22 protein-coding genes are annotated in these 26,988 nt (G+C 43.0%); 11 read left to right on the top strand and 11 right to left on the bottom strand.

All coding sequences use genetic code 11. From position 1 onward, the window contains the following. Window positions 1–14: 14 nt before the first annotated feature. From AC1DXF_RS08895 to AC1DXF_RS08880, 4 genes are all read left to right on the top strand, one after another. Window positions 15–980 carry a transketolase family protein gene (locus tag AC1DXF_RS08895; protein WP_477447954.1) on the top strand — a complete coding sequence of 322 codons (966 nt, stop codon included), beginning with the start codon at window positions 15–17 and terminating at the stop codon, window positions 978–980. Window positions 981–1,007: 27 nt separating this feature from the next. Continuing rightward, on the top strand, window positions 1,008–1,562 hold the full coding sequence (locus AC1DXF_RS08890) for an RNA polymerase sigma factor (protein ID WP_274212024.1): 555 nt from the start codon (window positions 1,008–1,010) through the stop codon (window positions 1,560–1,562). Between the two features lie 73 nt (window positions 1,563–1,635). Next, on the top strand, window positions 1,636–2,577 hold the full coding sequence (locus tag AC1DXF_RS08885) for a hypothetical protein (protein ID WP_477447953.1): 942 nt from the start codon (window positions 1,636–1,638) through the stop codon (window positions 2,575–2,577). 12 nt (window positions 2,578–2,589) lie between these two features. Next, complete coding sequence (locus AC1DXF_RS08880) at window positions 2,590–3,069, top strand: hypothetical protein (protein ID WP_477447952.1); 480 nt, start codon at window positions 2,590–2,592, stop codon at window positions 3,067–3,069. Between the two features lie 137 nt (window positions 3,070–3,206). On the opposite strand, the gene AC1DXF_RS08875 is transcribed toward AC1DXF_RS08880, so the two are convergent. The 3 genes from AC1DXF_RS08875 to AC1DXF_RS08865 all read right to left on the bottom strand — a co-directional run bounded on the left by AC1DXF_RS08875 (window position 3,207) and on the right by AC1DXF_RS08865 (window position 5,804). Next, a complete protein-coding gene (locus tag AC1DXF_RS08875; protein WP_477447951.1) occupies window positions 3,207–3,773 on the bottom strand; it encodes an L-threonylcarbamoyladenylate synthase in 567 nt (188 codons plus the stop codon). Beyond that, the gene (locus tag AC1DXF_RS08870) at window positions 3,766–4,893 is read right to left on the bottom strand and encodes a glycosyltransferase family 4 protein (protein WP_477447950.1); all 1,128 of its coding nucleotides are present in this window, start codon (window positions 4,891–4,893) and stop codon (window positions 3,766–3,768) included. Before AC1DXF_RS08870 ends, AC1DXF_RS08875 begins: the two co-directional genes overlap by 8 nt. 95 nt (window positions 4,894–4,988) lie before the next feature. Further along, window positions 4,989–5,804, bottom strand: coding sequence for a 2,3,4,5-tetrahydropyridine-2,6-dicarboxylate N-succinyltransferase (locus AC1DXF_RS08865; protein ID WP_477447949.1), 816 nt, complete (start codon window positions 5,802–5,804; stop codon window positions 4,989–4,991). Between the two features lie 319 nt (window positions 5,805–6,123). On the opposite strand from AC1DXF_RS08865, the gene AC1DXF_RS08860 reads away from it, so the two are divergent. The 3 genes from AC1DXF_RS08860 (at window position 6,124) to AC1DXF_RS08850 (ending at window position 7,725) form a co-directional block, all read left to right on the top strand. Next, complete coding sequence (locus tag AC1DXF_RS08860) at window positions 6,124–6,282, top strand: hypothetical protein (RefSeq protein WP_477447948.1); 159 nt, start codon at window positions 6,124–6,126, stop codon at window positions 6,280–6,282. Between the two features lie 74 nt (window positions 6,283–6,356). Further along, a complete protein-coding gene (locus AC1DXF_RS08855) occupies window positions 6,357–7,307 on the top strand; it encodes an ADP-ribosylglycohydrolase family protein (RefSeq protein ID WP_477447947.1) in 951 nt (316 codons plus the stop codon). A gap of 7 nt (window positions 7,308–7,314) precedes the next feature. Further along, window positions 7,315–7,725: an RNA-binding S4 domain-containing protein gene (locus AC1DXF_RS08850; RefSeq protein ID WP_477447946.1), complete on the top strand. Its 411-nt coding sequence runs from the start codon at window positions 7,315–7,317 to the stop codon at window positions 7,723–7,725. Window positions 7,726–7,832: 107 nt separating this feature from the next. Here the strand turns inward: AC1DXF_RS08850 and AC1DXF_RS08845 are convergent, their stop codons facing one another. Together AC1DXF_RS08845 and AC1DXF_RS08840 are read right to left on the bottom strand one after the other, a co-directional pair. Continuing rightward, window positions 7,833–8,312, bottom strand: a complete 480-nt coding sequence (locus tag AC1DXF_RS08845; protein WP_477447945.1) for a nucleoside deaminase — start codon at window positions 8,310–8,312, stop codon at window positions 7,833–7,835. Window positions 8,313–8,440: 128 nt separating this feature from the next. Next, entirely contained in the window at window positions 8,441–9,037 is a 597-nt protein-coding gene (locus tag AC1DXF_RS08840) for an OmpH/Skp family outer membrane protein (protein WP_477447944.1), read from the bottom strand. A gap of 350 nt (window positions 9,038–9,387) precedes the next feature. Between AC1DXF_RS08840 and gyrB the strand changes: the two genes are divergently transcribed. Continuing rightward, window positions 9,388–11,346, top strand: a complete 1,959-nt coding sequence (gene gyrB / locus AC1DXF_RS08835) for a DNA topoisomerase (ATP-hydrolyzing) subunit B (RefSeq protein ID WP_477447943.1) — start codon at window positions 9,388–9,390, stop codon at window positions 11,344–11,346. 39 nt (window positions 11,347–11,385) lie between these two features. Here the strand turns inward: gyrB and AC1DXF_RS08830 are convergent, their stop codons facing one another. From AC1DXF_RS08830 to AC1DXF_RS08820, 3 genes are all read right to left on the bottom strand, one after another. Then, window positions 11,386–11,844 carry an aspartyl protease family protein gene (locus AC1DXF_RS08830; protein ID WP_477447942.1) on the bottom strand — a complete coding sequence of 153 codons (459 nt, stop codon included), beginning with the start codon at window positions 11,842–11,844 and terminating at the stop codon, window positions 11,386–11,388. A gap of 296 nt (window positions 11,845–12,140) precedes the next feature. Then, the gene (gene tamL, locus AC1DXF_RS08825; protein WP_477447941.1) at window positions 12,141–14,426 is read right to left on the bottom strand and encodes a translocation and assembly module lipoprotein TamL; all 2,286 of its coding nucleotides are present in this window, start codon (window positions 14,424–14,426) and stop codon (window positions 12,141–12,143) included. Window positions 14,427–14,432: 6 nt separating this feature from the next. After that, window positions 14,433–19,607, bottom strand: a complete 5,175-nt coding sequence (locus tag AC1DXF_RS08820) for a translocation/assembly module TamB domain-containing protein (RefSeq protein ID WP_477447940.1) — start codon at window positions 19,605–19,607, stop codon at window positions 14,433–14,435. Window positions 19,608–19,838: 231 nt separating this feature from the next. Here AC1DXF_RS08820 and dnaE point away from each other — a divergent pair, with 231 nt between their 5' ends. Beyond that, window positions 19,839–23,423, top strand: a complete 3,585-nt coding sequence (gene dnaE / locus AC1DXF_RS08815) for a DNA polymerase III subunit alpha (RefSeq protein WP_477447939.1) — start codon at window positions 19,839–19,841, stop codon at window positions 23,421–23,423. 50 nt (window positions 23,424–23,473) lie between these two features. Here the strand turns inward: dnaE and AC1DXF_RS08810 are convergent, their stop codons facing one another. Together AC1DXF_RS08810 and AC1DXF_RS08805 are read right to left on the bottom strand one after the other, a co-directional pair. After that, window positions 23,474–23,794 (bottom strand): hypothetical protein, encoded by a 321-nt coding sequence (locus AC1DXF_RS08810; RefSeq protein ID WP_477447938.1) that lies wholly within the window; start codon window positions 23,792–23,794, stop codon window positions 23,474–23,476. After that, a complete protein-coding gene (locus tag AC1DXF_RS08805; RefSeq protein ID WP_477447937.1) occupies window positions 23,791–24,117 on the bottom strand; it encodes a hypothetical protein in 327 nt (108 codons plus the stop codon). The genes AC1DXF_RS08810 and AC1DXF_RS08805 overlap by 4 nt, the downstream gene beginning before the upstream one ends. A gap of 189 nt (window positions 24,118–24,306) precedes the next feature. Between AC1DXF_RS08805 and trxA the strand changes: the two genes are divergently transcribed. Beyond that, window positions 24,307–24,627 carry a thioredoxin gene (trxA, locus tag AC1DXF_RS08800; RefSeq protein ID WP_090651316.1) on the top strand — a complete coding sequence of 107 codons (321 nt, stop codon included), beginning with the start codon at window positions 24,307–24,309 and terminating at the stop codon, window positions 24,625–24,627. Window positions 24,628–24,734: 107 nt separating this feature from the next. Next, window positions 24,735–25,655, top strand: a complete 921-nt coding sequence (locus AC1DXF_RS08795; RefSeq protein ID WP_477447936.1) for a DUF58 domain-containing protein — start codon at window positions 24,735–24,737, stop codon at window positions 25,653–25,655. Window position 25,656: 1 nt separating this feature from the next. Here the strand turns inward: AC1DXF_RS08795 and AC1DXF_RS08790 are convergent, their stop codons facing one another. Further along, window positions 25,657–26,988, bottom strand: a complete 1,332-nt coding sequence (locus tag AC1DXF_RS08790) for a sensor histidine kinase (protein ID WP_477447935.1) — start codon at window positions 26,986–26,988, stop codon at window positions 25,657–25,659.

Raw genomic sequence — 26,988 nt, 5'->3', positions numbered from 1 at the left:
CTATCCCAACAGAAATGAAAAAGTATACTTATACAGATAAAAAAGATACCCGCTCGGGCTTTGGCGCCGGGCTGCTGGAAGCCGGCAGAAAAAACGACCAGGTGGTTGCACTTTGCGCCGACCTTATAGGATCGTTAAAAATGAATGATTTTATTAAAGAATTTCCTGAGCGTTTTGTTCAGGTTGGTATTGCCGAAGCAAACATGATGTGTATTGCCGCAGGTATGACCATTGGCGGTAAAATACCTTTCACCGGTACTTTTGCCAACTTTTCAACAGGCAGGGTGTATGATCAAATCCGCCAGTCAATAGCTTACTCCAACAAAAATGTTAAGGTTTGCGCATCGCATGCCGGTTTAACTTTGGGCGAAGATGGCGCCACCCACCAAATATTGGAAGACATAGGCATGATGAAAATGCTGCCCGGGATGACAGTAATTAACCCTTGCGATTATAACCAAACCAAGGCTGCCACCATGGCCATTGCCGATTATGAAGGCCCGGTCTACCTGCGTTTTGGCCGCCCGGTTGTTCCTATTTTTACCGATCCTGACCAAAAATTCGAGATCGGAAAAGCATGGATGGTGAATGAAGGCGCGGATGTTAGTATATTTGCCACCGGTCACCTGGTATGGCAGGCTATTTTAGCAGGCGAGATTTTGGCAGAGCAAGGCATTGATGCCGAGATCATTAACATTCATACCATTAAACCTTTGGATGCCGAAGCGGTATTAAAATCGGTAGCTAAAACCGGCTGCGTTGTTACAGCCGAAGAGCATAACCGTTTAGGAGGTTTGGGCGATAGCATAGCGCAACTGCTTGCCGTGAATACGCCGGCCCCGCAGGAGTACATTGCCGTTAATGACAGCTTTGGCGAAAGCGGAACGCCTGAGCAACTGATGACCAAATACGGTTTAGATGCAGAACATATTGTGCTGGCCGTTAAAAAGGTGATCGAAAGAAAAAACAAAAATGCTTAATTAGCATTTAACTATAAAAATTATAAAATGTTGGTGCAGGTAGAAGATTCAGAGATTTTAAGCAAATTCCAGGACGAAAAAACGCGTAACGAAGCGTTTAACCTGTTGCTTAAAAAATACCAGCAAAAAATTTACTGGCACGTAAGGCGCATGGTTATTGATCATGACGATGCGGACGACCTTACCCAGGACGTTTTTGTAAAAGTTTGGAAAAACCTGTTGGGCTTCAGAAATGACGCGCAGCTTTATACCTGGATGTACCGCATAGCATCCAACGAATGCATTACTTTTTTGAATAAGAAAAAACTTAAAAATAATGTTTCGTTGGATGATGTTGCTTATGAACTGGCCGATACGCTGGCCGATTCGACCTATTTTAACGGCGATGCAGCGCAGCGTAAACTGCAGGAAGCATTGCTTACCTTGCCCGAAAAACAAAAGCTTGTATTCAACATGAAATATTATGAGGATATGAAGTATGAAGAAATTTCGGCAGTTTTGGGCACAAGTGTAGGCGCTTTAAAAGCCTCTTTTCACCTGGCAGTCAAGAAGATAGAGGCATATTTAATATCAAAAGATTAAATACAGAATTAATTCAGAATTACGTTAAACCTTTTAGCACTTTGTTCATCTATAGTTATGTATGAAAAGCGATATGGACAATAGGGAATGGCTGGATGACTTTGAGTCACTAAAGCAGGTTGGCGCAAGCAACCCGTTTTTGGTGCCTGCTGGCTATTTCGATGAATTAGCGCAGCACATAACATCACGCATCAGGCTGGAAGAGCTTAAAAACTCATCCGAAGGGTTTACTATTCCTGAAAATTACTTTGAACAATTAAACAGCAACATACAAAGCCGCATAAATATTGAGGCAGCTTTAGGTACTGAAGAAACCGGCTTTACCACGCCCGAAAATTTTTTTGACGAGCAAGCCAGCCAAATCCAAAGCAGGATTGCCATTGAGCAATACGTGAATAACGACGCTGAGAGCTTTAGCGTTCCCGAAAATTATTTCGGGGAATTGGATAATAACATCCAAAGCAGGGTGGCTATCGAAGAATATTTGGATAACCAGGATGAAGGTTTTGCGGTCCCTGAAAATTATTTTGACGAGCTAAGCAGCAATATCCAAAGCCGTATAGCGGTAGAGGAGCTGATGAACAATGAAGCCGAAACTTTTGCAGTACCTGCAAACTATTTTGAGCAATTAAGCCAAAACATTTTAAATAAAACAGTTAACGAGGTTATGACAGTTGAGGTTGAAGAAACCGACAATGTTATCAGTTTTAAACAGGCTGTTGATAAACGCAGTATTGTACGCAAGATGCTTGCATCGGGCACTTTCAGGTATGCTACCGCCGCTTGTTTCGCGGTTTTAATAAGCATTACTGTTTTGCTTAAAGGAAATTCTGTTCCGGATCATAACCACTCATTTTTACATGAGCAGGTTTCGGCTGTACCTGTAGATGAAATAAAAAGTTACCTGGAATTGCACAGCGATGCGAGCGACACCCGCACATTGATGGATGCTAACCAGAAAAGTAACAGCTCAAATGTAGACGAAAATCTGTCGGATTATATAGACGCTAATTAATAAGGAGTTTTAATGGTTAAATTGATCAGGCATATTTTTATAGTACTCTTTTTTATAGCGGTGGGTTATCACTCACGTGCGCAGGCCCAACTGGTGCCGGGCGGACGGGTAACTCCTAACACTAAGCTTAAAAAAGGAACAGGTGCCAAGCTTGAGGCAGCCCGTAATAACTACATAAGCAGGCAACTTGACCTGAGCGACGAGGAAGGGCGTAAATTTTGGCCATTATATCGTTCGTATCAGCAGGAGTTAACTGCTGTACGTATCTTAAAACGCTTAAATAACTCCAAGGCCACATCAAACGGTACCGAGCAGATAGACAAAGAAATTTACTACGAAAGCCAGCTGGTAGCCATCCGCAAGCGTTACAGGGATGCCTTTGCCAAAATCCTTCCACCCGAAAAAGTGAGTATGCTTTACAAAAGCGAGCAGGAGTTTAATGACGAGTTGATTAAACGCCTGAGCGAAAGCAGCGAAAGAGCGGGGAATTAGTCATTAGTCTGAGTGGTGAGTGGTGAGTGGTGAGTGGTGGGAAATACTTTTGGGAAGCTTTGTTTTGATTTTTTTCAAGCCTATTCCGAAAAACCAAAATCTTGATACTTGATACTAATTACTTGATACTCTTCCCCCTACCGCCGGATGAATTCAAAACTTCCATCGGGGGCCAGCTTCATGATGGTTGATGGATTGCGGATTTCTTTATTGTGCTGTTCCAGGTCAACAACGTAATCAACACCATCAATAATTTCCTGGTCAATTTGCGAAAAATATTGAGGCGATGGCTTACCGCTGATGTTGGCCGATGTAGATACCAGGGGCTTGCGCAGCCGCTGTATTAATTGCTTGCAAAAGTCATGATTGCTTACCCGGATGGCTACGCTCCCATCGGCAGCTATTACTGCAGGCGACAGGTTTTTAGCGCCCGGCATTACCAGGGTTAGGGGGTTTTCTGCATATTCAATCAGGTCATAAGCCAACGGGTTAACTTCCTGAACATAACTTTCCAATTTGTTCTCGGTATCAACTAATATCACCATACTTTTGGCCTCATCGCGTTGTTTCAGGCGAAAAATCTTTTTGATGGCTTCAGTATTTGTGGCATCGCAACCTATGCCCCAAATAGTATCTGTTGGGTACAGGATAATACCTCCCTCTTGCAGTACTTTAAATGCGTTGGCAACTTCGTCTCTAAGCATTGTTCAATGTATTGGTGTATAACCGCTGCAATTGCAGGGCCAGTTTGTCGTCGTTAAAATTAGCAGCATGTTCAATCCCCCGTGTTATCATGGCTTGCCTTAAACTATCGTCGTTAAGTATCTGGTTTACCTCTTTGGCCAAACCAGCCGCATCGTCCGGATCCACGTATCTGCTGCCGGGGCCACCGGCTTCTTCCAGGCATGAGCCTGTTGCTGCTATAACCGGGGTACCGGAGTTTAAAGCCTCTAAAACCGGGATACCAAAACCTTCATAGCGCGATGGGTAAATAAATACCGACGCTAATTGATAAATGACCGGCAATTCATCAAACGGAATATCCCTTAAAAAAATAACACGGCTGGTTAAATTACCGGCAGCAATGTAGGCGTTTACTTCGTCGGTGTATTTTGTTGGCTTACCGATTACCACTAAAGGGATATCGCCATCAATGTTTCTTAAGGCCACTACCGTTAGTAACAGGTTTTTACGTTCTTCGATAGTGCCTATGCTCAACAAAAATTTATCGGGCAGGTTGTATTTTAGCTTTACCGCGGCTTTTTGATCGGGCGTTTTTGTAACGTCAAATATAACGTCGCAGCCCTGGTAAATTACTTCAATTTTTTGGGGGTTGATGTCCAACAGCTCTACCAAATCGGCCTTGGTTTTCGCACTTATGGCGATGATTTTATCGGCTACCTTGCAGGCATATTTTACTTTGGCGAGGTAAATACGATAATTAAACCAGCCAAACTGCTTAGGATAGCGCATAAAAATAAGATCATGTATCGTGACAACCGACCGTATGCCGCTATTGGCAATGCCCGAAGGCAACTCATGGCTAAGGCCATGATACAATTGGATACCATCGCGCAATAAATCCTTAACAATACCTTTGCTACGCCACCAGGAAGTAAAAAATTTGCTGGCAGGCGTTAAAGTAAAAACATTGCCATGATCGCCCAAAAACTTAAGCCTTACATTTGGTTTAGCTTTTGGTGTATATAAAAAATAGGCGTTTTCGGGATGGAAATATGCCAGCGTTTTAATAAGCCAGCGGCTGTAGTTTCCGAGGCCCGTATTGTTATAAAAAGCCCGCTTGGCATCGTATCCTATTTTCATATTTTAGATATGAGATGTGAGATGTTAGATATGAGATTAAAACAGCCGCGTTTGAAGCGGTCTCAAATCTCATATCTAACATCTCAAATCTACCTTTAAACCGCTACATTATTTTCCCTCAACGCATCGTTAAGAGAGGTTTTTTTATCTGTCGACTCTTTGCGGGTGCCGATGATAAGTGCGCAAGGCACCTGGTAATCGCCTGCAGGGAATTTTTTGGTATATGAACCAGGTATAACTACCGAGCGGGCAGGTACACGGCCTTTATATTCAACCGGGGTCGACTGGGTTACATCAATAATTTTGGTTGATGCGGTTAAAACCACGTTGGCGCCCAACACCGCCTCGTGCTCAACATGTACACCCTCTACAACGATGGCCCTCGAGCCAAGGAAGCAGTTGTCTTCAATGATCACGGGAGCAGCTTGTAAAGGCTCCAAAACGCCGCCAATGCCTACGCCGCCACTCAGGTGTACATGCTTACCAATTTGCGCGCATGAGCCCACTGTAGCCCAGGTATCAACCATGGTACCTTCATCAACGTACGCGCCAATGTTTACGTACGACGGCATCATAATAACACCCTTTGCAAGGTATGCGCCATAACGGGCAATACCATGCGGAACTACACGAACGCCGTTTGCTTTATAATCGGTTTTCAAATCCATTTTATCATGAAAAACAAAAGGACCAACCTTAATTTCTTTCATGCTGCGGGTAGGAAAATAAAGGATAACAGCCTTTTTTATCCACTCGTTTACGTGCCAGCGCGTACCAATCATTTCGGCTACACGGATCTCGCCTTTGTCTAACCGTTCAACAACGGTTTCAATAGCGGTGATATATTCATTATAATTCAGCAGATTCCTGTCTTCCCAGGAATCTTCAATCATTTTTTTAAGATCTTGCATTGATAAATTAACTTTTGGCAAATTAAAGGATTTTTAAGGAAAAATACAGGATTAGCTTCAATAACTTGTTAGCCCTTTGCTTTTGTACCAGGCCGGTAAACCTATCTTCATTATTAAAAAATCAACCTTAAGGCAAAAATATATTAACTATTACGCCCAAAGCTAAATACGCTGATTTTTAATGACATAAGTTATATGGTTATGATAAATTACATTTATCATTGCCGTTATAAAACACAAATTCACCAACCTAATCTCCCCCCTCATTATGAACGTTATGGCTTTCTTTTGCATCGCTTTGCTGACAGTCTCCTTACTTATGATTGCCGGCATCGCATTTTTTAGCTTTTTAAAATGGATCAAAAGAGCCTATTATCCAAACTGGAAATTTCCTGATTATATCAGCGTTGGTTATGCAGAATACCTGTACCACAAATTCATAAAAAAAGACCTGGAGGCCTGGCAAAGCAACCAGTAGATTTATTAGTTGGATTGCTTAATTTTGCGCAAGTGCCGGCCAAAACTAAAATAACCGGAACCAGCGTAAATTAAATGCCCAATCATAGCAATTTTTGTAAAGATATTCTGTTTGGTGTTGCCGTTGGCGACGCTATCGGCGTTCCTGTTGAGTTTAAATCAAGGGAAGAAATTTCAAAAAAGCCGGTAACCGACATGATCGGGTTTGGCACTTATGACCAGTTACCCGGCACATGGTCTGATGATAGTTCACTTACCTTTTGCCTTGCCGAATCGTTAACCAATGGTTACGATATACATGATATTGCCAACAATTTTGTAAGATGGCGTTGCGACAATTATTGGACGGCCCGGGGCGAAGTTTTTGATGTTGGCATAACTACACAACAGGCTATTGAAAGGATAGTAAGGGGCGTACAACCAAACCTTGCCGGCGGATTTGATTCATGGTCGAACGGAAATGGTTCACTGATGCGAATTTTGCCATTGCTGGTTTACATTATGGATTTGCCGATAGCAGAGCGTTTTGCTATAACCAAAGATGTGTCCTCCATTACCCACGGTCATGTCCGGTCGGCAATTACTTGTTTTTATTACCTGGAATTTGCGAGAAAACTTTTAACGGGTAATGATTTGTATACTATTTATCATGAGGTAAAGGCTGAAGTCGCAGCGTTTCTTGATACAACAACCATCAGCAGGGACGAGATAAAACTATTTGACCGCCTTTTGGCCGGCAATATTTATGACGCTCCCGAAAGCGAGATAAATAGTAGTGGCTATGTTTTACACACGCTCGAGGCAAGCATTTGGTGCCTGTTAACCACAACAACGTATACGGAAGCTGTACTTAAAGCTGTAAATTTGGGGCTTGATACTGATACCACCGGCGCAGTAACCGGTGGCCTGGCAGGCCTGCACTACGGTTTTGAAAAAATACCCGAAGATTGGGTGCTCAAACTTGCCCGAAAAAAAGATATAGACGATTTAGCTGACAGGCTGGCTAAACTATTGTTGCCTAATTGAATAAACAATGGCCGAAAAAGAAAAACTAAGAATTGATAAATACCTGTGGGCTATCCGCATTTTTAAAACCCGCACACTGGCATCTGATGCATGCAAAGCCGGGCGCGTAAAGCTCGATAGCAAAAACATAAAACCTTCATACGAGGTAAAAATTGGTGATACCTACCAGGTGGCAAAAGGTCCCGACCGGAAGGTGATTCGTGTAACCGGCCTGTTGGAAAACAGGGTTGATGCAAAAAAAGCGGTTGATTATTACCTGGACATAACGCCGGTTGAACAAACCCAGGCTTTTAAATCCATGTTTCACGCCCCCATCCTTAAACGTGATAGAGGTGCCGGTCGCCCCACTAAACTCGACCGCCGCGAGATTGATGATTTAAAGGATAATTTTTTTGAGAAAGACGAGGAAGAAGATTAACCAAGTACCATGTCATTGCGAGGAACGAAGCAATCGCGAACTATACAGACTGCAATTGCACAGTTCGCGATTGCCGCGCTACGCTCGCAATGACATATAATATAAAGTCAATACTTCGTCTTATTCTCCTCTATTTCCCACAGCTTAAAAACAGCCATGGCTTCATCGCGGAGTAGTTGGACAAAAAGCAGCTTCCTGTCGGCCATAGGGCTTTCCAGTTCATCGTATATGTCATGGTCGTCAAAACCAATGGCTGCGGCATCGGCTTTGGTGTTGGCGTAATAAACTTTATCAATACGGGCCCAGTAAATAGCGCCAAGACACATGGGGCATGGTTCGCAACTGGTGTAAATTTCGCAACCGGAAAGGTCATAAGTCCCCAATTCCTGGCAGGCCAGCCGAATAACCGATACTTCGGCATGCGCGGTTGGATCATTGGTAGACACGACCCGGTTGGCACTACGGGCCAGGATCATACCATCTTTAGTTATAACAGCGCCAAAAGGGCCACCCGTTCCCTGCTTAACATTATACTCGGATAGCTCAATTGCTATCCGCATAAATTTTTCGTGTGCCGTGTTTTCCATAGTCCTCTAAATTAAAAAACCTCAGCCGGAGTTGAGGTTTTATTTGAAATTTGAGAATTCGGCAATTTGAAAGTTTGAAGATGCTTTTCATTTTCAAATCTTCAAATTCTCAAATTTTCAAATCGATTTTATTTTTTCTCCTTCGCGTAAGCGTCGTTAAGCCTTTTAACCACGTCGGTGGTTACATCTAACGATGGATCGCCATATAATACGGTTGGGTTTGCTTTTGAGTATAACAACACCAGTTTGTAACCCTTTTCTTTGGCGTAAGCTTTAGCAAAATCTGCAATTTTATCGTACTGCTTCGTGGCTTCTGTAGACTGCAGGTTTTGGAACTCAGCAGTAGCATTTTGCTGGTAACCTTGTAATTCTTGTTGTTTACGTTGTAAGCGTTGCTCGGTGGCCTGGCGCTGGTCGGCTGATAATGTAGCCTGGCTTTTTTGATATTCGGCAACTTCACGCTGAAATGCCTGGCCTTTATTTTGCAAATCGCCTTGTGAGGCTTTGCCTTTTTCTTCCAGGCGTTTGTTCATATCTTTTGTATACTCATATTTACTTAATAAAGTATCAGAGTTGATATAAACAATTGCTTCTTTGCCATCACTTACAGTGGTAGCGGCTGCGCCTGGTTTGTCGGCAGTTTTATTTTGGTTACAGGCCGCAATGCTGCCTGCAATTAATATCCCGAAGGTGAATTTTGTTAAAGTTGAAACAGTAGTTTTCATTATCTCACGTAAAAATTTAAAAAGTTTGACAAAGATAAACTTTCGTTGCAAGTATCCTAATTTGATGTGCAAATTACAGATTTCAGATGTGCAGATGAGGGGGGATGTGCAGATATGCAGATTTCAGATATGCAGATGATGATCAATTTGAAAGTATTGCGCTTACCGTCATCCGATTAATCATCTCCTCCACCTAAATTATTAATCTGCGCATTTGCATATCTGGAAAAACATCTGCACATCTGAAATCTACATATCTGCACATCTATCCACACCTCGTTTTTTATCCACAATCATTCGTCATTACCGTCAAAATTTCGTACTTTTGAAGGTTGTTGTACTAAATAAATATGAGCGAAGAAAATCAGGACAAATCCAATTATTCAGCAGATAATATACAGGTATTAGAAGGTTTAGAGGCGGTACGTAAGCGTCCGTCCATGTACATTGGTGATACAGGCGTTAAAGGTTTGCACCATTTGGTATATGAGGTTGTTGATAACTCTATCGACGAAGCCCTTGCCGGCCACTGCGACACAATTAAGGTTTTTATACTAAAAGATAACTCGATAAGGGTTGAAGATAATGGTCGCGGTATCCCGACCGCCATGCACACTAAAGAGAAAAAATCGGCTTTAGAGGTGGTAATGACCGTATTGCACGCCGGTGGTAAATTTGATAAGGATACCTATAAGGTATCCGGCGGTTTGCATGGTGTGGGTGTAAGTTGCGTTAACGCGCTATCTATTCACCTTACCGCTTTAGTTTACCGCGAAGGTAAAGTTTGGACACAGGAATACTCAGAAGGTAAACCTTTGTTCGAGGTTAAAACTATTGGCGAAACAGACAAAAGGGGCACTACCATCATATTTAAACCGGATGCTACCATATTCACACTCACAACCGAGTATAAATACGATACACTTGCCGGCCGCCTGCGCGAACTTTCATTCTTAAATAAAGGTATCCGCCTTAGCTTAACCGATGAGCGCATCCCTAACGAGGATGGATCGTACCCAACCGAGGAGTTTTACTCTGAAGGAGGGTTACGCGAGTTTGTTAAGTTTTTAGATGGCACCCGTACTTCTATCATTCCGGATCCCATCTATTTGGATGGTGTAAAGAATGGTATCCCTGTTGAACTTGCCTTTCAATATAATGATACTTACTCCGAGAATGTATTCTCGTACGTAAATAACATCAATACCATTGAGGGTGGTACACACGTAGCGGGTTTCCGCCGTGGATTGACCCGTACCCTGAAAGCGTATGCCGATAAATCGGGACTGTTGAAAAACATGAAGATGGAAATTACCGGTGATGACTTCCGCGAGGGATTAACCGCTGTAATTTCTGTTAAAGTGCAGGAGCCGCAGTTTGAAGGCCAAACCAAAACCAAATTGGGTAACAACGAGGTGATGGGCGCCGTTGATATGGCAGTAGGCGAAATATTGGGCAACTTCCTGGAAGAAAACCCCAAAGAAGCCAAGCTAATTGTAAACAAAGTAATACTTGCCGCTACCGCCCGTGCCGCTGCCCGTAAAGCACGCGAACTGGTACAACGCAAGAGTGTAATGACCGGATCTGGCCTGCCGGGTAAATTATCTGATTGTGCCAATAACGATCCGTCACTGTGTGAGCTATACCTGGTAGAGGGTGACTCGGCGGGTGGTACCGCCAAACAGGGCCGCGACCGCGAATACCAGGCAATTTTACCTTTACGTGGTAAAATCCTGAACGTGGAGAAGGCCATGGAGCACAAAATTTACGAGAACGAAGAGATCAAGAACATGTTTACCGGCCTTGGCGTAAGCCGCGGTACACCCGATGATGATAAAGCTTTAAATATCACTAAACTACGTTACCACAAAATCATCATCATGACGGATGCCGACGTGGATGGATCGCACATTACAACGTTGATCCTTACGTTCTTCTTCCGTTATATGAAGGAATTGGTTGAAGCTGGCTATGTTTATATTGCATCGCCACCATTGTACCAAGTAAAAAAAGGTAAAGAATTTGAATACTGTTGGAATGATGTACAGCGCGACGCCGCTATACAACGCCTTAAAGGCGCCGGTAAAGAAGATAGCGTACACGTACAACGTTACAAAGGTTTGGGCGAGATGAACGATATCCAGCTTTGGGATACCACCATGAACCCGGCCACCCGTACCCTTAAACGTGCTACCATCGAAAACGCCGCCGAATGCGATCATACCTTCAGCATGCTGATGGGCGATGAGGTTGCTCCACGCCGCGAGTTTATTGAGCGCAATGCTAAATACGCTAAGATAGATACATAGGATTGATGTGCAGATGTGCAGATTTCAGATGTGCAGATGCTATTTAAAGTTAATATTCAGCCTCGCTTTTAAGCGGGGCTTTTTTAGTTTTATAACCCGCTTGCCGTAGTCAATTACGGCCCTGTATTTCATCAAAATATCGCCGCCTAAAACACCCAATACCTGGGGATGCCCCATCTGGCCATAGGCTATGTTGATGGTGGACAAATCCAATACGGCAACTTCAAATTCATCAACCAATAAACCGCCTATCTGCATGCCGCTGATTAGCGCCGTGAATGATTGCATGGTATTGGTCCCTAAGCCTGTTGATAACCTGTCGCTCTCCAGTATGGAAGTTGCCTCACTCGCCCCGGCCAGCATGCTTTGGTCAAAAGCGGTTTTTGATGCACCGGTGTCTAACACCATAATAAATGCTTTGCCAAACAGGATCACCTCAATTAGCGGATGGTAGCCATCGTCATGCAGGTCGATGATCTGGAGTGGAATAGATGTCATTTTAGATGTGCAGATTACAGATGTGCAAATATGCAGATTATAATTATTGATAACTGAATTGGTGGGTGTTCAGGCAGGGAAATTGCTTTTAAACTTTTTCAGCTACAAACGGTTAACCTTTACCAGATAATACACTTTTAAGCTGCCTCGTAGAGGCTACCTGTTTGTAGAAACAAATAATTTAACCATTTTTTGCTCCTTAGGAGCTACCTTTCTCCAGCATTAACTTTTAAAAGCGATCCCTGAGTTTTCAAGTATGTTTAACTCGCTAATTCAGCAAATCGATAACTCAATAACTAAAAAGGATATCCTATTGCCAGGTTAAATACGCTCCTGTGCCAGTCAAGATTCCACTGGGGTTCGCCGGGGCGAACGTAGGGGGTACGAAGCGGCACGCCCAAGTCTGTCCGCAATACCAGTACCGTAATATCAAAGCGCAACCCAAAGCCAACGTCGACCGCTATATCATTAATAAATTTTTTACTGAACACGCCACCAGGCTGGCCTCCGTTTGAATTAAGCAGCCAAATGTTACCGGCATCGGCAAATAATGCGCCGCGAACAATGCTAAACAGTTTTGGCCGGTATTCAATATTGGCTTCAAGCTTGATATCGCCAGATTCATCGGGCAGGAAATTATTCTGGGCCACAGTTGCCGTTGGATTAAAGTGCCCCGGACCAATTGATCTGGCCTGGAACCCCCGCAAGCTGTTAGGCCCGCCTATGAAAAACTGCTGACTATACGGTAACTGAGTGGAGTTACCGTAGGGCAACCCAACGCCCAAAATAACCCTGGAGGCTATAGTACTATTCGGCGCCGTTTTATGGAAATATCGTATCTCATTTTCCAATTTTACATATTGATTGAAAGTGGCGCCAAACAGCTTACGCACTTTACCCGCGGTTGTATCGGCACCGGTAACCAACCCGTATAAATTATTAGATAAGCTTACCTTGCCGTTATAGTACATGGTGTTGGTACGATAGTCGTCGGTAGTGTTGGTATACGTATAACTATAGCTTGGCCCCAATATCAGCTGCTTATCTATAACGTGTTTTAAAGCCGGGTTTGGTAACACTCCGGGATGCTTTACGCCGCTTAGGCTATCAAGGTATAGCTGGGATACACTCAAGGGATTTACAAATGTAAAATTCAACACATTCAACTCATGCGTTCGATGCTTGTTTTCTTTCCAGTTGTAGCCAAATGTGGCATTATATGAGTTTAGGTTGTAAAGCTTTTGCCGGTTAACAATAGTATAGCCCAACGTTAAATTGGTATGCGGTATATAAGCATTATCGGCCCTGGGCTCAATTGGGCTTATAAACCGTGGCCACGATAAAGTGGTTTGAATACCAAACTGGTACACATTAAAACCGTTGTTGCCCCCTCCTACCTGTACATCAGAGCTACCAAAAAGCGTAACACCTAATGCTTCTCCGCCTTTAAAGGCGTTCCGGTGTTTCCAGCTCAGGTTTACCTGCGTGCCGGTATAATTGGCCGATGTAGTACGGCCCAAAATCTCAAATTGTAATGATTTACGCTTGTATGGCGTTAAAAAATAATACACATCCAGCTTAGGCGAATCGGGTGTAACATCCTCGAACCTGTTTTTTACAAATTTATAAGGCCCGAGGTTTACAAACCTGTTCAGCGAATTATTATGAACCGTCCGGCTGTAAACATCATTAGGATGCAGCAATACCGTATTGGCAAATGCAAAGCTGCTGATGGTTTTTCGTCTTTCCACTATGTTATACCAGCGGTAATGCTTCGCTTTGTCGAGCATCAGCGAGGTGTCTGTTAACGAATAATTGGGATACACATAAATATTCCGGATAGTGTAAACTTCCTTGGCCCGTTCAACGGTGCTGTTTTTTATTTTAACAAACAGGTCAACCTGGTGATTAGCAACAGTACTATCATACTGCACAATAATATCGTCGGGCGAAAAAAAGAAAAAGCCCTCCTCTTTTAATTTCGCGTCAATTCGCAGGCGCTCATTTTTAATTACATCAAGATTAAACTTATCGCCCGGTTTCAATAACGTTTTGGCGGCCGTGCCTACAATGGCAGTATCAGCATCTTCGACCCCGCCGGGAAAAGCTACTTTCCTTATTTTATAAGCTGGGCCTGCATGTACGGTATATACTGCTTTAGCTGTTTTACCCTTGCTAATGGTATCCCCATCAACCATCGCCTGAAAATAGCTGATATTTTGCATGCGGTTTTGAAGTATACTGGCATTTTTTTCAACATCTACCGCGCTTATTAACACCGGCGGCTCGCCAAATTTAGTGTTGAGCCAGTGTGCAAGCCCTTTTGTTTTTTTTGTTTTGGTGATGTTGTATATATATAGTTTTACCCTTAGCCCTAAAATAGAGCTGTTGGGATAAGGCCTTAATAATGATGTTAAATCGTTGGTTATCAAACTTTGCTCACTTTTTTTGATAGAATCCTTATCGGCTATTTTCACCTCGCTCCCTGTGTATAGTTTTTGACCTGGTGCCAGGTATTTTGTATTACTACAGGCGTTTAGTAAAACAGTTAATATCAATATATATCTTAAATGTTTGCTCATGGCGGCTTAGCTTGTAGGTGTATTTTGCGCTTTTTCTGCGGCTGCTTTATCGGCGGCCTCTTTGGCTTTTTCTTTTTCTTTTTGTTCCTGCCTGTATTTGCGGCGTAGTGCTTTTTCTTCCTCGGTACGCTTACGGAAGATCTCCCTGAACCGGTTATAATCTACGGTTAGCGTAAAACCCAAACCCGTTTCAATAACCTGGCCTTGTATCACAATAAACTCATCCTTGCGGTAGGCGCGTAATGCATACCGGCCATCCTTGCTCAATTTATAACCTACCGAAACATCGCCGGCAATATTGGTGGCTTTTTGCCCCTGCTGGGCACCTTCAAGGTTAAAATTGTTGCCTACGGTTACCGTGAGCCTGTCGTTCAGGAAACGTTTGGATAGGCCAACGTTTAAATCAGTACGGTTTGTTGCCGTGCCCGATGAATAATCCTCGCCCGATGTCAATCCAAAATTCAGATCGACGCCCGAGATCAGGTTCCCGGCCAATTTATTCAGCTGGTCAGATAACAAACTACTCACACTATTGCGGATGGCCCCTTCTACGCCACCACCGCCACCCTGGCTTTGCAGTGGGTTATCGCCAATAAAGTGGCCCAGCACCAGTACACCTAACACCTGCTTATTAAGCTCGTTAGGGTCCTGCCTAACCTGGGCAAGCCGCGTATTAACGTTGTTTACCACATCTGATGATACGGTGTAATTGCCTTCGGGCAAAACAATATCAAAGCTGATATCTGGTGTTAATAGTTGGTTTTTAAGGCTCAGGTTAACATTAAATGGCAGCTTCTGCTTATACATCACCGAATTATCATTTGCCGATAGCTGATTTTCTACCAGGTCTATCGGGGGCACGTTAGCTACATATACCGCGGTCAAATCAATGTTAGCGCTGGTGGGGTCGCCCGTCCATACAATGGTACTGCCTTTTTTAAACTGGAAGGTGCGCTTTACAGTAGCATAAGCCAGGTTATATGAGCCCGAATTAACTACATAAGTTCCCGTTAAATTTATTTTTCCGCTAGGATCAATACCGCCGTTTAAATTGGCTTCGCCCTTCAAATGCACTATATCGCCGTTACGTTCGTCAACCACGATAGTGAAAGCAGCATCCTTATCTATTTTTATATTGGCCGATACATCCAACCCTTTTACATCCGCTTTTTTGAGCGAATCCAACTGCCGGGCCAGCAGTATCGAGTCGAGTTTTGGCGCATTTCGATCGATAGCTTCAACCACACCTTCCCTGTCCTCAATAGCCGGATCGGTAGTTGGCAGCACAAAAGTCATGTCTGTTTTGGGGTTTACTGTTAGGGTGGCGTCAACCACAGGCTTTATGGTATTACCCCGGATGGTGATACGGCTATCAACGTAAAGCTTGCCGTAAAACAACTTATTATCTGCCTGGGTAGAGTTTACGGCCCTGAAGTTACTGGAGTTGATATCTAATCCAAATGCAAAATCTGTATAGTTTTTAGTGTACACACTGCCGGTAACAATGGCTTTGTTCCCGGTTGAATCAACCAGCGTAAAATCGTTAAAGCGTATTCCCTGGTCATTAAAAGTAATGCTCTCCTTAGGCATAGTAAAATAAGAGTTGAGCATGGCTACATTAAAACCCACTTTGTTAAAATTAACGTCGCCGCGGATAGACGGGGCTGTAGTTGTTCCCGATATTTTTAACTGACCACTAATATTACCGGATGAATTGCGTAAACTACCAAAAGTAAAACCTTCGATGCTTTTCATGTTTAAGGTTACAATGTTCAGGTTAAGATCAAACTTATTTTCGGGGTCTGTGTAATAAATACCATCCAGCTTAACCTGGTTCCCTTTGCCCGTAATATCCATATTGGCGGCGTAAGCATTGGCTGTTTGGTTATTTACCTTTAAGGCGATGTTTCCTACGGTATCCCCTTTAAAATTAAAGTCGTTGATGTTGATGGCCGCCGTAAATACCGGCGAGGCCTGGAAGTTACTAATCTCCGCATCGCCGTTAATAACGCCGCCTACCTGCAGGCTATCCTGTTTGGCCATTTTGGCAAGTCCCTCTATTTTAAAATTGCTGAACTTAACATCAATCGGGGCATTTGTTTCCTGCGTTTTGCTGTTGATGCTAAGCACCTGGTTATTATTGGCTACCGTAAAATTATTGGCTAATATTCCTTTTGGCCCGTATTGCAAAAAGTTATCGGCATTAACCGCCCAGGGCATATAATCCAGCAGCAGGCCATCCTGGTTAAAGCTAAACCGGTATTCATCCGGCAAGACGCCCAAAGTACCTGCTACACGAAAACGCTCCTTTTTTGCAGCATCCCTTACCTGTAAGTTTATGCCCAGCTTGTTGTTTTGGGCGCTGCCAGACAGGCTGGTATACAACAGATCAACCGATGAGCCAACTTTTACTTCATCTACAGATAGATTATAATTGAGCGCATTGTTGCCTGTATTTATTTTCAGGCTTCCCTTGTTAATGGTATTGGTACCGTAAACTACTTTTGGTATCGATCCGTTTACAATAAGTTCGCCACTTTCGCTGTTAAAGCTTCCTTTTAACAGTACCGGATCAAGTTGTTTTAAATCGGGCGCAAACTGGGTAAGCAAAGGTGTTTTAACCAGTTTAGCATCAAACACAAATTGCTGCGGCGAATATTTGGCGGCAACGGCAGGTTTAACTTTACCGGTTTTAACCGTTTTACCTTTTGCGTCCTTTTTGGTAACGGCCACCTGCTGCCCGCCTGCAATGGCGGTGTTAAAGTATTTATTGATCACATCCCGCACAGCATCGCCAACCTGCGTAAGTTTGTATTTGCCGGCCATGTGGGCACTCAATACAGGCGTTGTTAAGCGTAAGGTGCTGCTATCGGCATTAGCGGTAGATATTAGGCTTATTGTATCCAATTTTATGCGTTGGGTTCCGTTTACCACCAATAAATCGGTAGCCTCAACATCGGCGTTCAGGTAATCAGGATCGGCAGTTGGCACAGCAGCTACTACCTTACCATGAAAACGCATTTCGCCCGCAGTAAAATTAAGTTTTTTAAGGTTGATGCTGTCAACGGTTAAAGTTCCCGTTGCCGATGGATATTTTTTATTCAGGTTGGCTTTGGCATCCAGGCTAAAATCAATATTAGGGTCCTTCATTCGGGCTACAGCGGTGTAAGCTCCATTGTGCGAACTGCCTTTTAAAACCAGGTTTTTATAGGTATAACCTTTAACATAAGCGCTGGCCAGGTTACCATTAAATTTAATATTGGCCGTTTTAGGGTGAAGGCCATAACCATCTATATTAGCGGTTAACGTAATTTTACCTACGGTTTGCGGTTGTTTGGTGAGTGCGCCTACGTTTAGCCCGTTAACTTTAATATTGGCCTTATAACTTGCCTTTTGCTTGTTTTGTAAGTTTTTTACCGATGCAATAACATCTGCAGCGCCAAGGCTCGATCTCAACCCCAGTTTGGTATTAAAAGTGTACATCCCACCTTTAAAATTCCCCTTCAGGTTCATATTTTCGGGAATGGTTACGTTTTCCGGGATGCTGCCTGCGGGCGCCAGTTTGGCAATATCAGTACGGCTGGTGTTAAAATCATTTATGGTAACATCAAAATAGGCCTTGTTTATATCGGGCAGGCCTTTAAGCTTAGCCGATGCCTTAATGCGGGTATTGCTTAGGCCGGCAATATCCAGGCTGGGGATATCCAGGTTATTTACCTGACCCCTTACTTTGCCGTTTATTTTAAATACTGCGCCCGGCGACGATTTAAATGGTTCCATGGCAGCCATAGTTGGCATCAATAGTAACACATCTTTTAACCCCAGGCGGCTCCCGTCCAAATTGGCATTAATACCTAACGAGCCAATATTTTTACTGATAGCTGCAATAGAAGGATACCGCACCTGTACCGATTTTTGCAATGTGGTTTGCGGCGTTTGCAACAGCAGGTCGTTCATATAGGCGCTGGTAGGCCCATAAAAAAATGCTGTATGAAACTTATTGATCTTTAACCCGCTTTTTTCTGCAAAGGAAAAGCTGTTGATTTTCCCCGAAATAGTATCCGGGTTATAGGAAATATTTTCGGCATTGGCATTAAGGTCGCGGATGTCCATATGGGCATAATCCAGGCCCTTGGCTATAGTCTTTTGCGCGTTATTATCAAACTTAACGTTATTGTTGATCAAGCTGATCTTCCCTAAAGTAATCGCCCAGCGCGATGACTGCGGCGAGGCCACCAGCGTATCCAGTTTTTTGGCGGTTTTGATAATGGCTTTGGCTACAGTTTGGGGCTTGGCAAAAGTTAAAGCCGCTTTAGTATCATTCAGTTCGATGTTTTTGATGGCCACTTTTTGATGTTTGAGGTCCATCTTATCTACCTCAGCCAAAAGTTTATCAAAGTTGATATTGGCCGTCATTTCGCTGCTTTGGTAATCAACTTTTATTTTAGACAGATCTATCTGCCCCAGGTTCAAATCCAGGTTGAGGGGTTGTACCGCGGTATCTACCTTGGCCGCCTGCGCTATTGAGGACCCTGCCGGTGTTTGAATGATGCGTGCATTTACGCCCGACAAAGTAATTTTGGGTATGGTAAACTTCATTTTATCCATATCAAAATCCTTTATCCGGGTATCAAAGTGGCCGAGGAGGAATTTTACATCGTTGCCGGTTGTTAAATCCTTGTATTTTACATTGATCCTATCCAGGTTTACCTTATCTATAGAAAATTTCATGGTAGACGTTGTATCCTCAGGCTTAACTTCCTTTTTTTGTTCGCCTGCAAATGCCTTGATAATGTAATCGAAATTAAAAACGCTGTCGGCGCCCCGGTTTATGTTGGCGGTAATGCCCTGCAGGTTAATTTCACTAACCTCTACCTGGTTGTGCAACAGTTTCAGCATGCTGATATCAACCTTTAATTTTTCGCCGGCTATCAGGGTGTCTTTCTTCTGGTCTTCAAAGTATACATCTTCCAACACCAGCAGTTTGGGAAGGCCAAGGCTGATGTGGCCAATTTTAACTTTAGTGTGGATTTTGTTTTGTAAAAAAGTTACCGCTTTATTTTTAGCAAAATTTTGTACGGCAGGCACCTGTATCAAAATAACTACAAGGATAACCAGTAAAACTACACTCACCAGTATCCAAAGTATTGTTTTGAGGGCTATTCGTAGTATTTTTTTCAATTGTATTAATTTTTCAAAGGTGAAGATCGATGCGCTTAATATAGTCAAATAATGTGCTAAAGTAGCAGCCCGACCCCCTCTAAATCTCCCCCGGTAGGGGAGACTTTTAAATATTTTTTTTTCCTCTCCTTTGGAGAGGGCAGGGTGAGGCTCTTTTTTCAACACTCAACCCCGCGAACTTGTTTTTTAATAACTTTGTATTTCTACAGATTTTGTTGAAACGGATTTAATATGCCAGATTTTTCTCACTTACACGTTCATACCCAGTTCTCGTTACTTGATGGTGCCGCCGACATCTCTAAATTATACAAAAAGGCCGCAGCTGATGGGATGAAAGCCCTGGCCATTACCGATCATGGAAACATGTTTGGTGTATTTAAGTTTGTGGCCGAAGCTGGTAAACACAATGTAAAACCCATTGTTGGCTGCGAGTTTTACGTGGTAGAAGACAGGCATAAAAAAACCTTTACAAAGGAAAAGAAAGACATTCGCCGCCACCAGCTGATGCTGGCCAAAAATCCCGAAGGTTACAAAAACCTGGTTAAGCTATGTTCATACGGCTACATGGAAGGCCTGTACAGCAAATGGCCCCGTATTGATAAAGAGCTGATTTTAAAGCACCACAAAGGCATTATTGCTACAACCTGCTGCATTGGGGCATCGGTACCCCAGGCCATATTAAGGGATACCCCCGAAGCGGCCGAAGCCGAGTTTAAATGGTGGCTTGATTTGTTTGGCGAAGATTTTTACATCGAACTGCAGCGCCACGATATTCCCGACCAAAATACGGTGAACAAAGTATTGCTGGAGTACGCCAAAAAGTATAATGTGAAAGTAATTTGCTCCAATGATTCACATTATGTAGATCAGCAGGACTCCAACGCTCATGATATTTTGCTTTGCGTAAACACCGGTGATATGCAAAGCACCCCTATAGCTACCGACGAGGAAGGCGGCCGTGGCTATCGTTTTGGTTTCCCTAATGATCAGTTTTATTTTAAAACCCAGCAGGAAATGAGCCACCTGTTTAACGACCTGCCCGAATCATTGGATAACACCAACGAGATTGTGGACAAGGTAGAGGTGCTGAAGCTGAAGCGGGATATCCTGTTACCTAATTACGTAATACCAGACGAATTTAAAATTCACAATACCGGCGATGCCGATACGCTGAACCAATGGGAATACCTGAAGCACCTTACCTTTATGGGCGCCAAGGAACGTTACATTGATATATCGCCCGAAACTGAGGAGCGTATCAATTTTGAGCTGTTCACCATCAGAACGATGGGCTTTGCAGGCTACTTTTTAATTGTGGCCGACTTTATAAAGGCCGGGCGCGATATGGGCGTATTTATTGGCCCTGGCCGTGGTTCGGCGGCAGGATCAGTCGTGGCTTATTGTACCGGGATAACCAATATCGACCCGATGAAGTACAACCTCCTGTTTGAGAGGTTCCTGAACCCCGACCGTAAATCGATGCCCGATATTGATACGGATTTTGACGATGCCGGCCGCCAAAAAGTTATTGATTACGTGGTAGATAAGTATGGTAAAAACCAGGTAGCACAAATTATCACCTATGGATCGATGGCTGCCCGTACCAGTATCCAGGATGTGGGCCGCGTATTGGATATGCCCCTATCCGAAATGAACTTAATTAAAAAGCTGGTACCTGATACCCTGGGCATTACCCTTAAAGATGCCATTGAACAGGTACCCGAGCTTAAAGAAATATTAAATGGCAACGACCTGCGCAGCCAGGTACTGCGCGAAGCTGCCAAGCTGGAAGGCTCGGTACGTAATACCGGCGTACACGCGGCGGGCATCATCATTGCCCCTTATGATTTAACTGATATTGTTCCGGTAGCCGTTGCAAAAGACTCTGATTTGCTGGTTACCCAATATGATGGCCGTGTAATTGAAGATGCCGGTGTAATTAAGATGGACTTTTTGGGCCTTAAAACCCTTACCATTATTAAGGACGCACTGCGGATGATCAGGCAAAACCATGGTGTACACATCGATATTGATTACATCCCGCTTGATGATTTGCAAACTTATGAGCTTTACCAGCGCGGCGACACCAATGGTACTTTCCAATTTGAAAGTGACGGCATGCAAATGTACCTGCGCGAGCTTAAGCCCGATAAGTTTGAGGATTTAATTGCCATGAACGCCCTATATCGCCCAGGACCAATTGAGTATATACCCAACTTTATTGCCCGTAAACACGGCAGGGAGCCTATTGTGTTCGATTTGCCCGACATGGAGGAATACCTGGGCGAAACCTATGGTATTACCGTATACCAGGAGCAGGTGATGCTTTTATCGCAAAAACTGGCAGGCTTTAGTAAAGGCGATGCCGACGTTTTGCGTAAGGCGATGGGTAAAAAGCAAATTGAGATACTCAATAAGATGGAAGCCCAGTTTATGGATGGCGCCATAGCCAAAGGCCACCCCAAAGATAAACTGACCAAAATATGGACCGACTGGAAGGCTTTTGCGCAGTACGCTTTCAATAAATCGCACTCTACCTGTTACGCCTTTGTGGCCTACCAAACGGCTTATTTAAAGGCGCACTATCCATCTGAGTACATGGCAGCGGTTTTAAACAACCAGAACAACATGGAAAAGATTACCTTTTTTATGGAGGAGTGCCGCAGGATGGGTGTAGAGGTTTTAGGCCCGGATATCAATGAGTCTGACATGGCATTTGCGGTAAACAAAAAAGGCCAGGTACGTTTTGGATTAACCGGCGTAAAAGGTGTAGGCGATAAAGCGGTGGAGAGTATTATTGATGAACGTGTTGCCAACGGTGCTTACACTTCTGTGTATGATTTTGCACGCCGGTCAAACACCCGCAGTGTAAACCGCAAATCATACGAGAACCTGGTTTACGGTGGTGCCTTTGATGAATTTGGCTATAACCGCGCCCAGTTTTTTGCTAAAACAGATGTTGGTGTATTAACAGGTATTGAACGCCTTACCAAATACGCCAATGATTACCAGAATGTACAAAGCAGCTCGCAATCGTCATTATTCGGCGGTTCGGTAGCATCGTATGTGCCTGAACCAGCCATGCCCGAGGCTGAAGAATGGCCGTTGATAGAGAAACTGAAATATGAAAAAACAGTGATCGGCATTTACCTTACCGGCCACCCGCTGGATAACTATAAGGTAGAACTTGACCGCTTTTGCAACAGCACCATCAGCGATTTGAAACTGATGCAAAAAGCACGATCGGGAGAAGGTGGCGAAGAGATCATGGGCGCCTTTAACGAATTACGTAAACGCGGCGAGATCCGCATAGGCGGCCTGGTGGGCAATGTTCAGCATAAAATAACTAAAACCGGTAAGCCCTTTGGCACTTTCGTGTTGGAGGACTACAATGAATCGTACGAGTTTGCGTTGTTTGGCGATGATTATGTAAAGTTCCGCAACATGATGATGGACGGTTATTTTTTACACATCAAAGGCACTATCGAAGAAAAATTCAGGCAAAAGGACAACTGGGACCTGCGCATCCTTGTGATGGATTTACTGTCTGAAATGCGCGACAAGCTCACCAAATCGTTAACAGTTTGTATCGACGTGAGCATGCTTAGCAGCAAATTACTGGACGATATACAACACATCATCGACGAAAACAACCAGAAATACCCGGTAAAAAACTGCAAGCTGCGCTTCAAGATTAATAACCGCGAAGAAGCCATGCACGTGGAGCTATCATCCAAAAACTTTAAAGTAAACCCCAGCGATGATTTGATTGAGGGCATATTTAATATTACGAATACGCAGCCTTTGTTGGGGTAGAATGATAGATTTTAAATGTTGGAATGGCCCAGGCCCAGGGACCGAAAATATTAAGAAGTCTCCAGCCTATTCTCATTCTGTTTTTTAAACCGATATACGATGTAGCTAATTACCGCGATTAACGGCGCCGTAATAACCTGCAAGAAAAAACTACCACACAGAACTGCAAACTGCGGCATACCGCACCTAACTCCAGTGGGAGAAGAGGGAAGTTCAACAGTATTCATAGCAACAAAGGAAAAAACAACACCTATAAAAAATGCCAGGAACATGATGCCACCAATAGGCACACCTATATGGCCTGTTATCCTTAATATTGACGCTATGATCTGCAACGTTGGCGCTGCTATTAACAGTATGATGATAATCATAACGTTATAGTAGCTTCAGTTTTATGAGCACTGGCGTATCTTAAATAACTTACAATGGCAATTATAGGTGTCGTAATAAAAAATTGAAGGAATCCCAAACCTAAAAAGCCGGTACAACCAACGGCACATTTTATATTTGGAGGCAGCCCCCACATTGAAATGATAAACGCGAAAAATGATAATATAACAACCAGCGCGAAGGACATTAATGTAATGGCATACAGCGGCAGCTTAACTTTATCTTTTATCCTCATTCCAGATAGTTTAACCTGAAAGATGAGTGGCAAAAGAGTAAGAATCAGCGGGATAATAAAAACGAACATATGAGTAAAGGTTTATTACTTATTAATACCAAAAATTCATTAAAAGTAACCCTTGTTAAAAACTTACAGTCACGCCAGCGTTAAGTGGATAACTTATATCAATATAATTGTCACATTGTCAGGTATGGTTTGTGGCAAGCTATTTGAATAGTATATATTTGTACAACAAATTATTAAAAAATAGAAATCATGGCTTTAGAAATAACTGATGCAAACTTTGACGAACTTGTCCTTAAATCAGACAAACCCGTACTTATTGACTTTTGGGCTGAATGGTGCGGTCCGTGTAGGATGGTTGGTCCGGTAGTTGAAGATATTGCAAAAGAATACGAAGGCAGAGCTGTTGTTGGTAAAGTTGATGTCGACAACAACCCAGGTATATCTGTAAAATTCGGTATCCGTAATATTCCTGCTTTATTATTCTTTAAAAATGGCGAAATTGTGGATAAACAAATTGGTGCAGTTCCAAAATCAGTATTAACTGATAAATTAGCTAAGCAATTAGCTTAATCCGTACAGGCATAAATTAAGTTTATCAACAGCTTAATTCACCATATTTTACTTTAAAAAGCGTTGCTAATGTTGGCAACGCTTTTTTTATGCCCTATATTAGCCCTATGCCCAAATTAAACGACGATCAGCAAATACGGCAGTTGGCCAACCTTGAACTGTTGGCCCGCCAGGTAGTTGAAGGTTTTATAACCGGCCTGCACCAAAGCCCTTTCCATGGCTTTTCGGTTGAGTTTGCCGAGCACCGTTTATACAACAACGGCGAATCGGTAAAAAACATCGACTGGAAATTATTAGCCCGTACCGATAAGCTGTTTGTAAAACAATTTGAGGAGGAAACCAACTTGCGTTGTTACCTGCTGCTGGATACCTCATCATCCATGAACTTCCCCGAAAAAGAGACCAGCAAGCTGCAGTTTTCTATCTATGCCATTGCATCATTAATGCATTTGTTTAAAAAACAACGGGATGCATTTGGCCTGTGCCTTTTTTCGGACAAGGTAGATTGGCTGAGTTCGGCAAAATCAACTACAACACACCTGTTTCATTTATACGCCGAACTGGAGAAAGCTTATAATAATCCGAAAGCCAACACAGTTACCAATATAACACAGGTATTGCACCATGTTGCCAACGAGATTCATCAACGATCCATGGTCATTATTTTCAGCGATATGCTGGAGAATAGCCTTAATCCCGACAAAGTACAGGCCTTGTTTGCAGCTGTTCAGCACCTGAAATTTAGCAAACACGAAGTGATCATTTTTAACATCAGCGATAAGCACAAAGAACTCGATTTTAATTTTGATAACCGCCCGCACCATTTTATTGATATGGAAAGCGGTGCCGAAATAAAGGTACATCCTGGCAAAGTAAAGGATGCTTACAAAGCATCGTTAACCGAATATCGTCACCAACTTGAACTTAAATGCGCCCAATACCACATTGACCTTGTTGATGTTGATATTAATGAGGGCTACCACACCATGCTAAAAACCTACCTGGCCAGGAGGAATAAAATGGTATAAGTTATTGAACCGGGATAGGTGTATTAAATATCAGCGTTATTGATGTACCCTCGCCTTTTGTAGAATTTATCCTGATTTTAATGCCGTGAAAGGTGGTAATACTTTTAACTATGGCTAAGCCTAAACCATAGCTCTCTTTTTCATCGGTATCCAGCTTTTCAAAACGATTAAAGGCGTTTTCTATTTGCTTTTTTTCCATTCCTGCCCCGGTATCGGCAATAGTGATGGTATAAACATCGTCGTTAAGCTCGTCAGAAATGGTGATGCTACCGCCCGGATTGTTGTATTTTATCGAATTGTTGATAATGTTAAACAGCAGCGTATGCATAAGCGGCCGGTTGCCTTGTATGCTGTAAATATATTTGAGATTATTGATAAACGTCAGCCGCTTTTCGTCAATACGGTCTTCCAGTTCCTCCCGTATCTCCATAACTACGGCCGCAATCATTACCATATCCGCTTTATCATACTGGTTGTTTTCAACTTTGGATATCAGCAGCAAACTATTGATGATAGATTTAAGCCGGTTAAGTGTTTTTAGCGAAGCATGCATTTTGTTTTCGCTGCCCTCGCTTAACTCCTCGTGCAATAAAATATTCTCCAGTCTTGAACTGATGATGGATATCGGCGTAAGCAATTCATGCGATACATTGGCAATAAATTGTTTTTCGAGGATGAAAAGGTTCGAGATCTTTTTCATGAGCGAACTTATACTGTCGTCCAGCAGTTCAAAATCCTGTGTGGTGGTCTTTATTTTTTCATAATCAAAATTCATCGGATCGTTCACCTTAATCAATTTCCGGTCGATGATCTGGTAAAAAGGTGCCAGCAGGAATTTGGTAAACACAAGATCGCTTACCAGGGTTAAAACCAGCGCTATAATCAACACCACAATAGTGAACTTTTTGATAATGGATTTTAATTCTTCAACCGATTCAATAGCCACCCCCACTTCCAACATGTAGGCATGGTTGTTAAAATTAAACTGGTGTGATAGCACACGATAATCCTGCGTATTGTGGTCAATTTCGCGTTGCTGGGTGGTAAATTCTCCGTTGGGGGCTACATCGGGTTTATATTCTACCGGTTTAATTAAGATAAACTCCTCCTTAAGGATATTATAATCGGTATAAATTTTTTGAGTGCTTAAATATCCGCTGATTTCTTTGGACGACAGGCTTCTTAATATTTCCCGCTCGTCATTCTGCAGCCGCAATTCAATATGGTTATAAGAGATCTTCTCGATAGACAACAGGATGAGCAACCCTGTAAACAGGATGATAGCTACCTTGGTTAAAGTATTATACAGGGCCAGCTTTACCTGTAGTTTCAT

The sequence above is a fragment of the Mucilaginibacter sp. P2_A5 genome, from assembly GCF_056404995.1.
This window is presented reverse-complemented; position numbering and strand designations above follow the sequence as displayed.

Bases quoted from the DNA above. Each gene is read 5' to 3' on its own strand.
- AC1DXF_RS08810 (WP_477447938.1), bottom strand. From the start codon at position 23,794: ATGATTATCATCATACTGTTAATAGCAGCGCCAACGTTGCAGATCATA.
- AC1DXF_RS08830 (WP_477447942.1), bottom strand. From the start codon at position 11,844: ATGACATCTATTCCACTCCAGATCATCGACCTGCATGACGATGGCTAC.
- AC1DXF_RS08875 (WP_477447951.1), bottom strand. From the start codon at position 3,773: ATGCTTAGAGACGAAGTTGCCAACGCATTTAAAGTACTGCAAGAGGGA.
- AC1DXF_RS08795 (WP_477447936.1), top strand. From the start codon at position 24,735: ATGCCCAAATTAAACGACGATCAGCAAATACGGCAGTTGGCCAACCTT.
- AC1DXF_RS08805 (WP_477447937.1), bottom strand. From the start codon at position 24,117: ATGTTCGTTTTTATTATCCCGCTGATTCTTACTCTTTTGCCACTCATC.
- tamL (WP_477447941.1), bottom strand. From the start codon at position 14,426: ATGAGCAAACATTTAAGATATATATTGATATTAACTGTTTTACTAAAC.
- AC1DXF_RS08790 (WP_477447935.1), bottom strand. From the start codon at position 26,988: ATGAAACTACAGGTAAAGCTGGCCCTGTATAATACTTTAACCAAGGTA.
- AC1DXF_RS08885 (WP_477447953.1), top strand. From the start codon at position 1,636: ATGGACAATAGGGAATGGCTGGATGACTTTGAGTCACTAAAGCAGGTT.
- trxA (WP_090651316.1), top strand. From the start codon at position 24,307: ATGGCTTTAGAAATAACTGATGCAAACTTTGACGAACTTGTCCTTAAA.
- AC1DXF_RS08895 (WP_477447954.1), top strand. From the start codon at position 15: ATGAAAAAGTATACTTATACAGATAAAAAAGATACCCGCTCGGGCTTT.
- AC1DXF_RS08865 (WP_477447949.1), bottom strand. From the start codon at position 5,804: ATGCAAGATCTTAAAAAAATGATTGAAGATTCCTGGGAAGACAGGAAT.
- gyrB (WP_477447943.1), top strand. From the start codon at position 9,388: ATGAGCGAAGAAAATCAGGACAAATCCAATTATTCAGCAGATAATATA.
- AC1DXF_RS08890 (WP_274212024.1), top strand. From the start codon at position 1,008: ATGTTGGTGCAGGTAGAAGATTCAGAGATTTTAAGCAAATTCCAGGAC.
- AC1DXF_RS08840 (WP_477447944.1), bottom strand. From the start codon at position 9,037: ATGAAAACTACTGTTTCAACTTTAACAAAATTCACCTTCGGGATATTA.
- AC1DXF_RS08850 (WP_477447946.1), top strand. From the start codon at position 7,315: ATGGCCGAAAAAGAAAAACTAAGAATTGATAAATACCTGTGGGCTATC.
- AC1DXF_RS08845 (WP_477447945.1), bottom strand. From the start codon at position 8,312: ATGGAAAACACGGCACACGAAAAATTTATGCGGATAGCAATTGAGCTA.
- dnaE (WP_477447939.1), top strand. From the start codon at position 19,839: ATGCCAGATTTTTCTCACTTACACGTTCATACCCAGTTCTCGTTACTT.
- AC1DXF_RS08880 (WP_477447952.1), top strand. From the start codon at position 2,590: ATGGTTAAATTGATCAGGCATATTTTTATAGTACTCTTTTTTATAGCG.
- AC1DXF_RS08855 (WP_477447947.1), top strand. From the start codon at position 6,357: ATGCCCAATCATAGCAATTTTTGTAAAGATATTCTGTTTGGTGTTGCC.
- AC1DXF_RS08860 (WP_477447948.1), top strand. From the start codon at position 6,124: ATGATTGCCGGCATCGCATTTTTTAGCTTTTTAAAATGGATCAAAAGA.
- AC1DXF_RS08870 (WP_477447950.1), bottom strand. From the start codon at position 4,893: ATGAAAATAGGATACGATGCCAAGCGGGCTTTTTATAACAATACGGGC.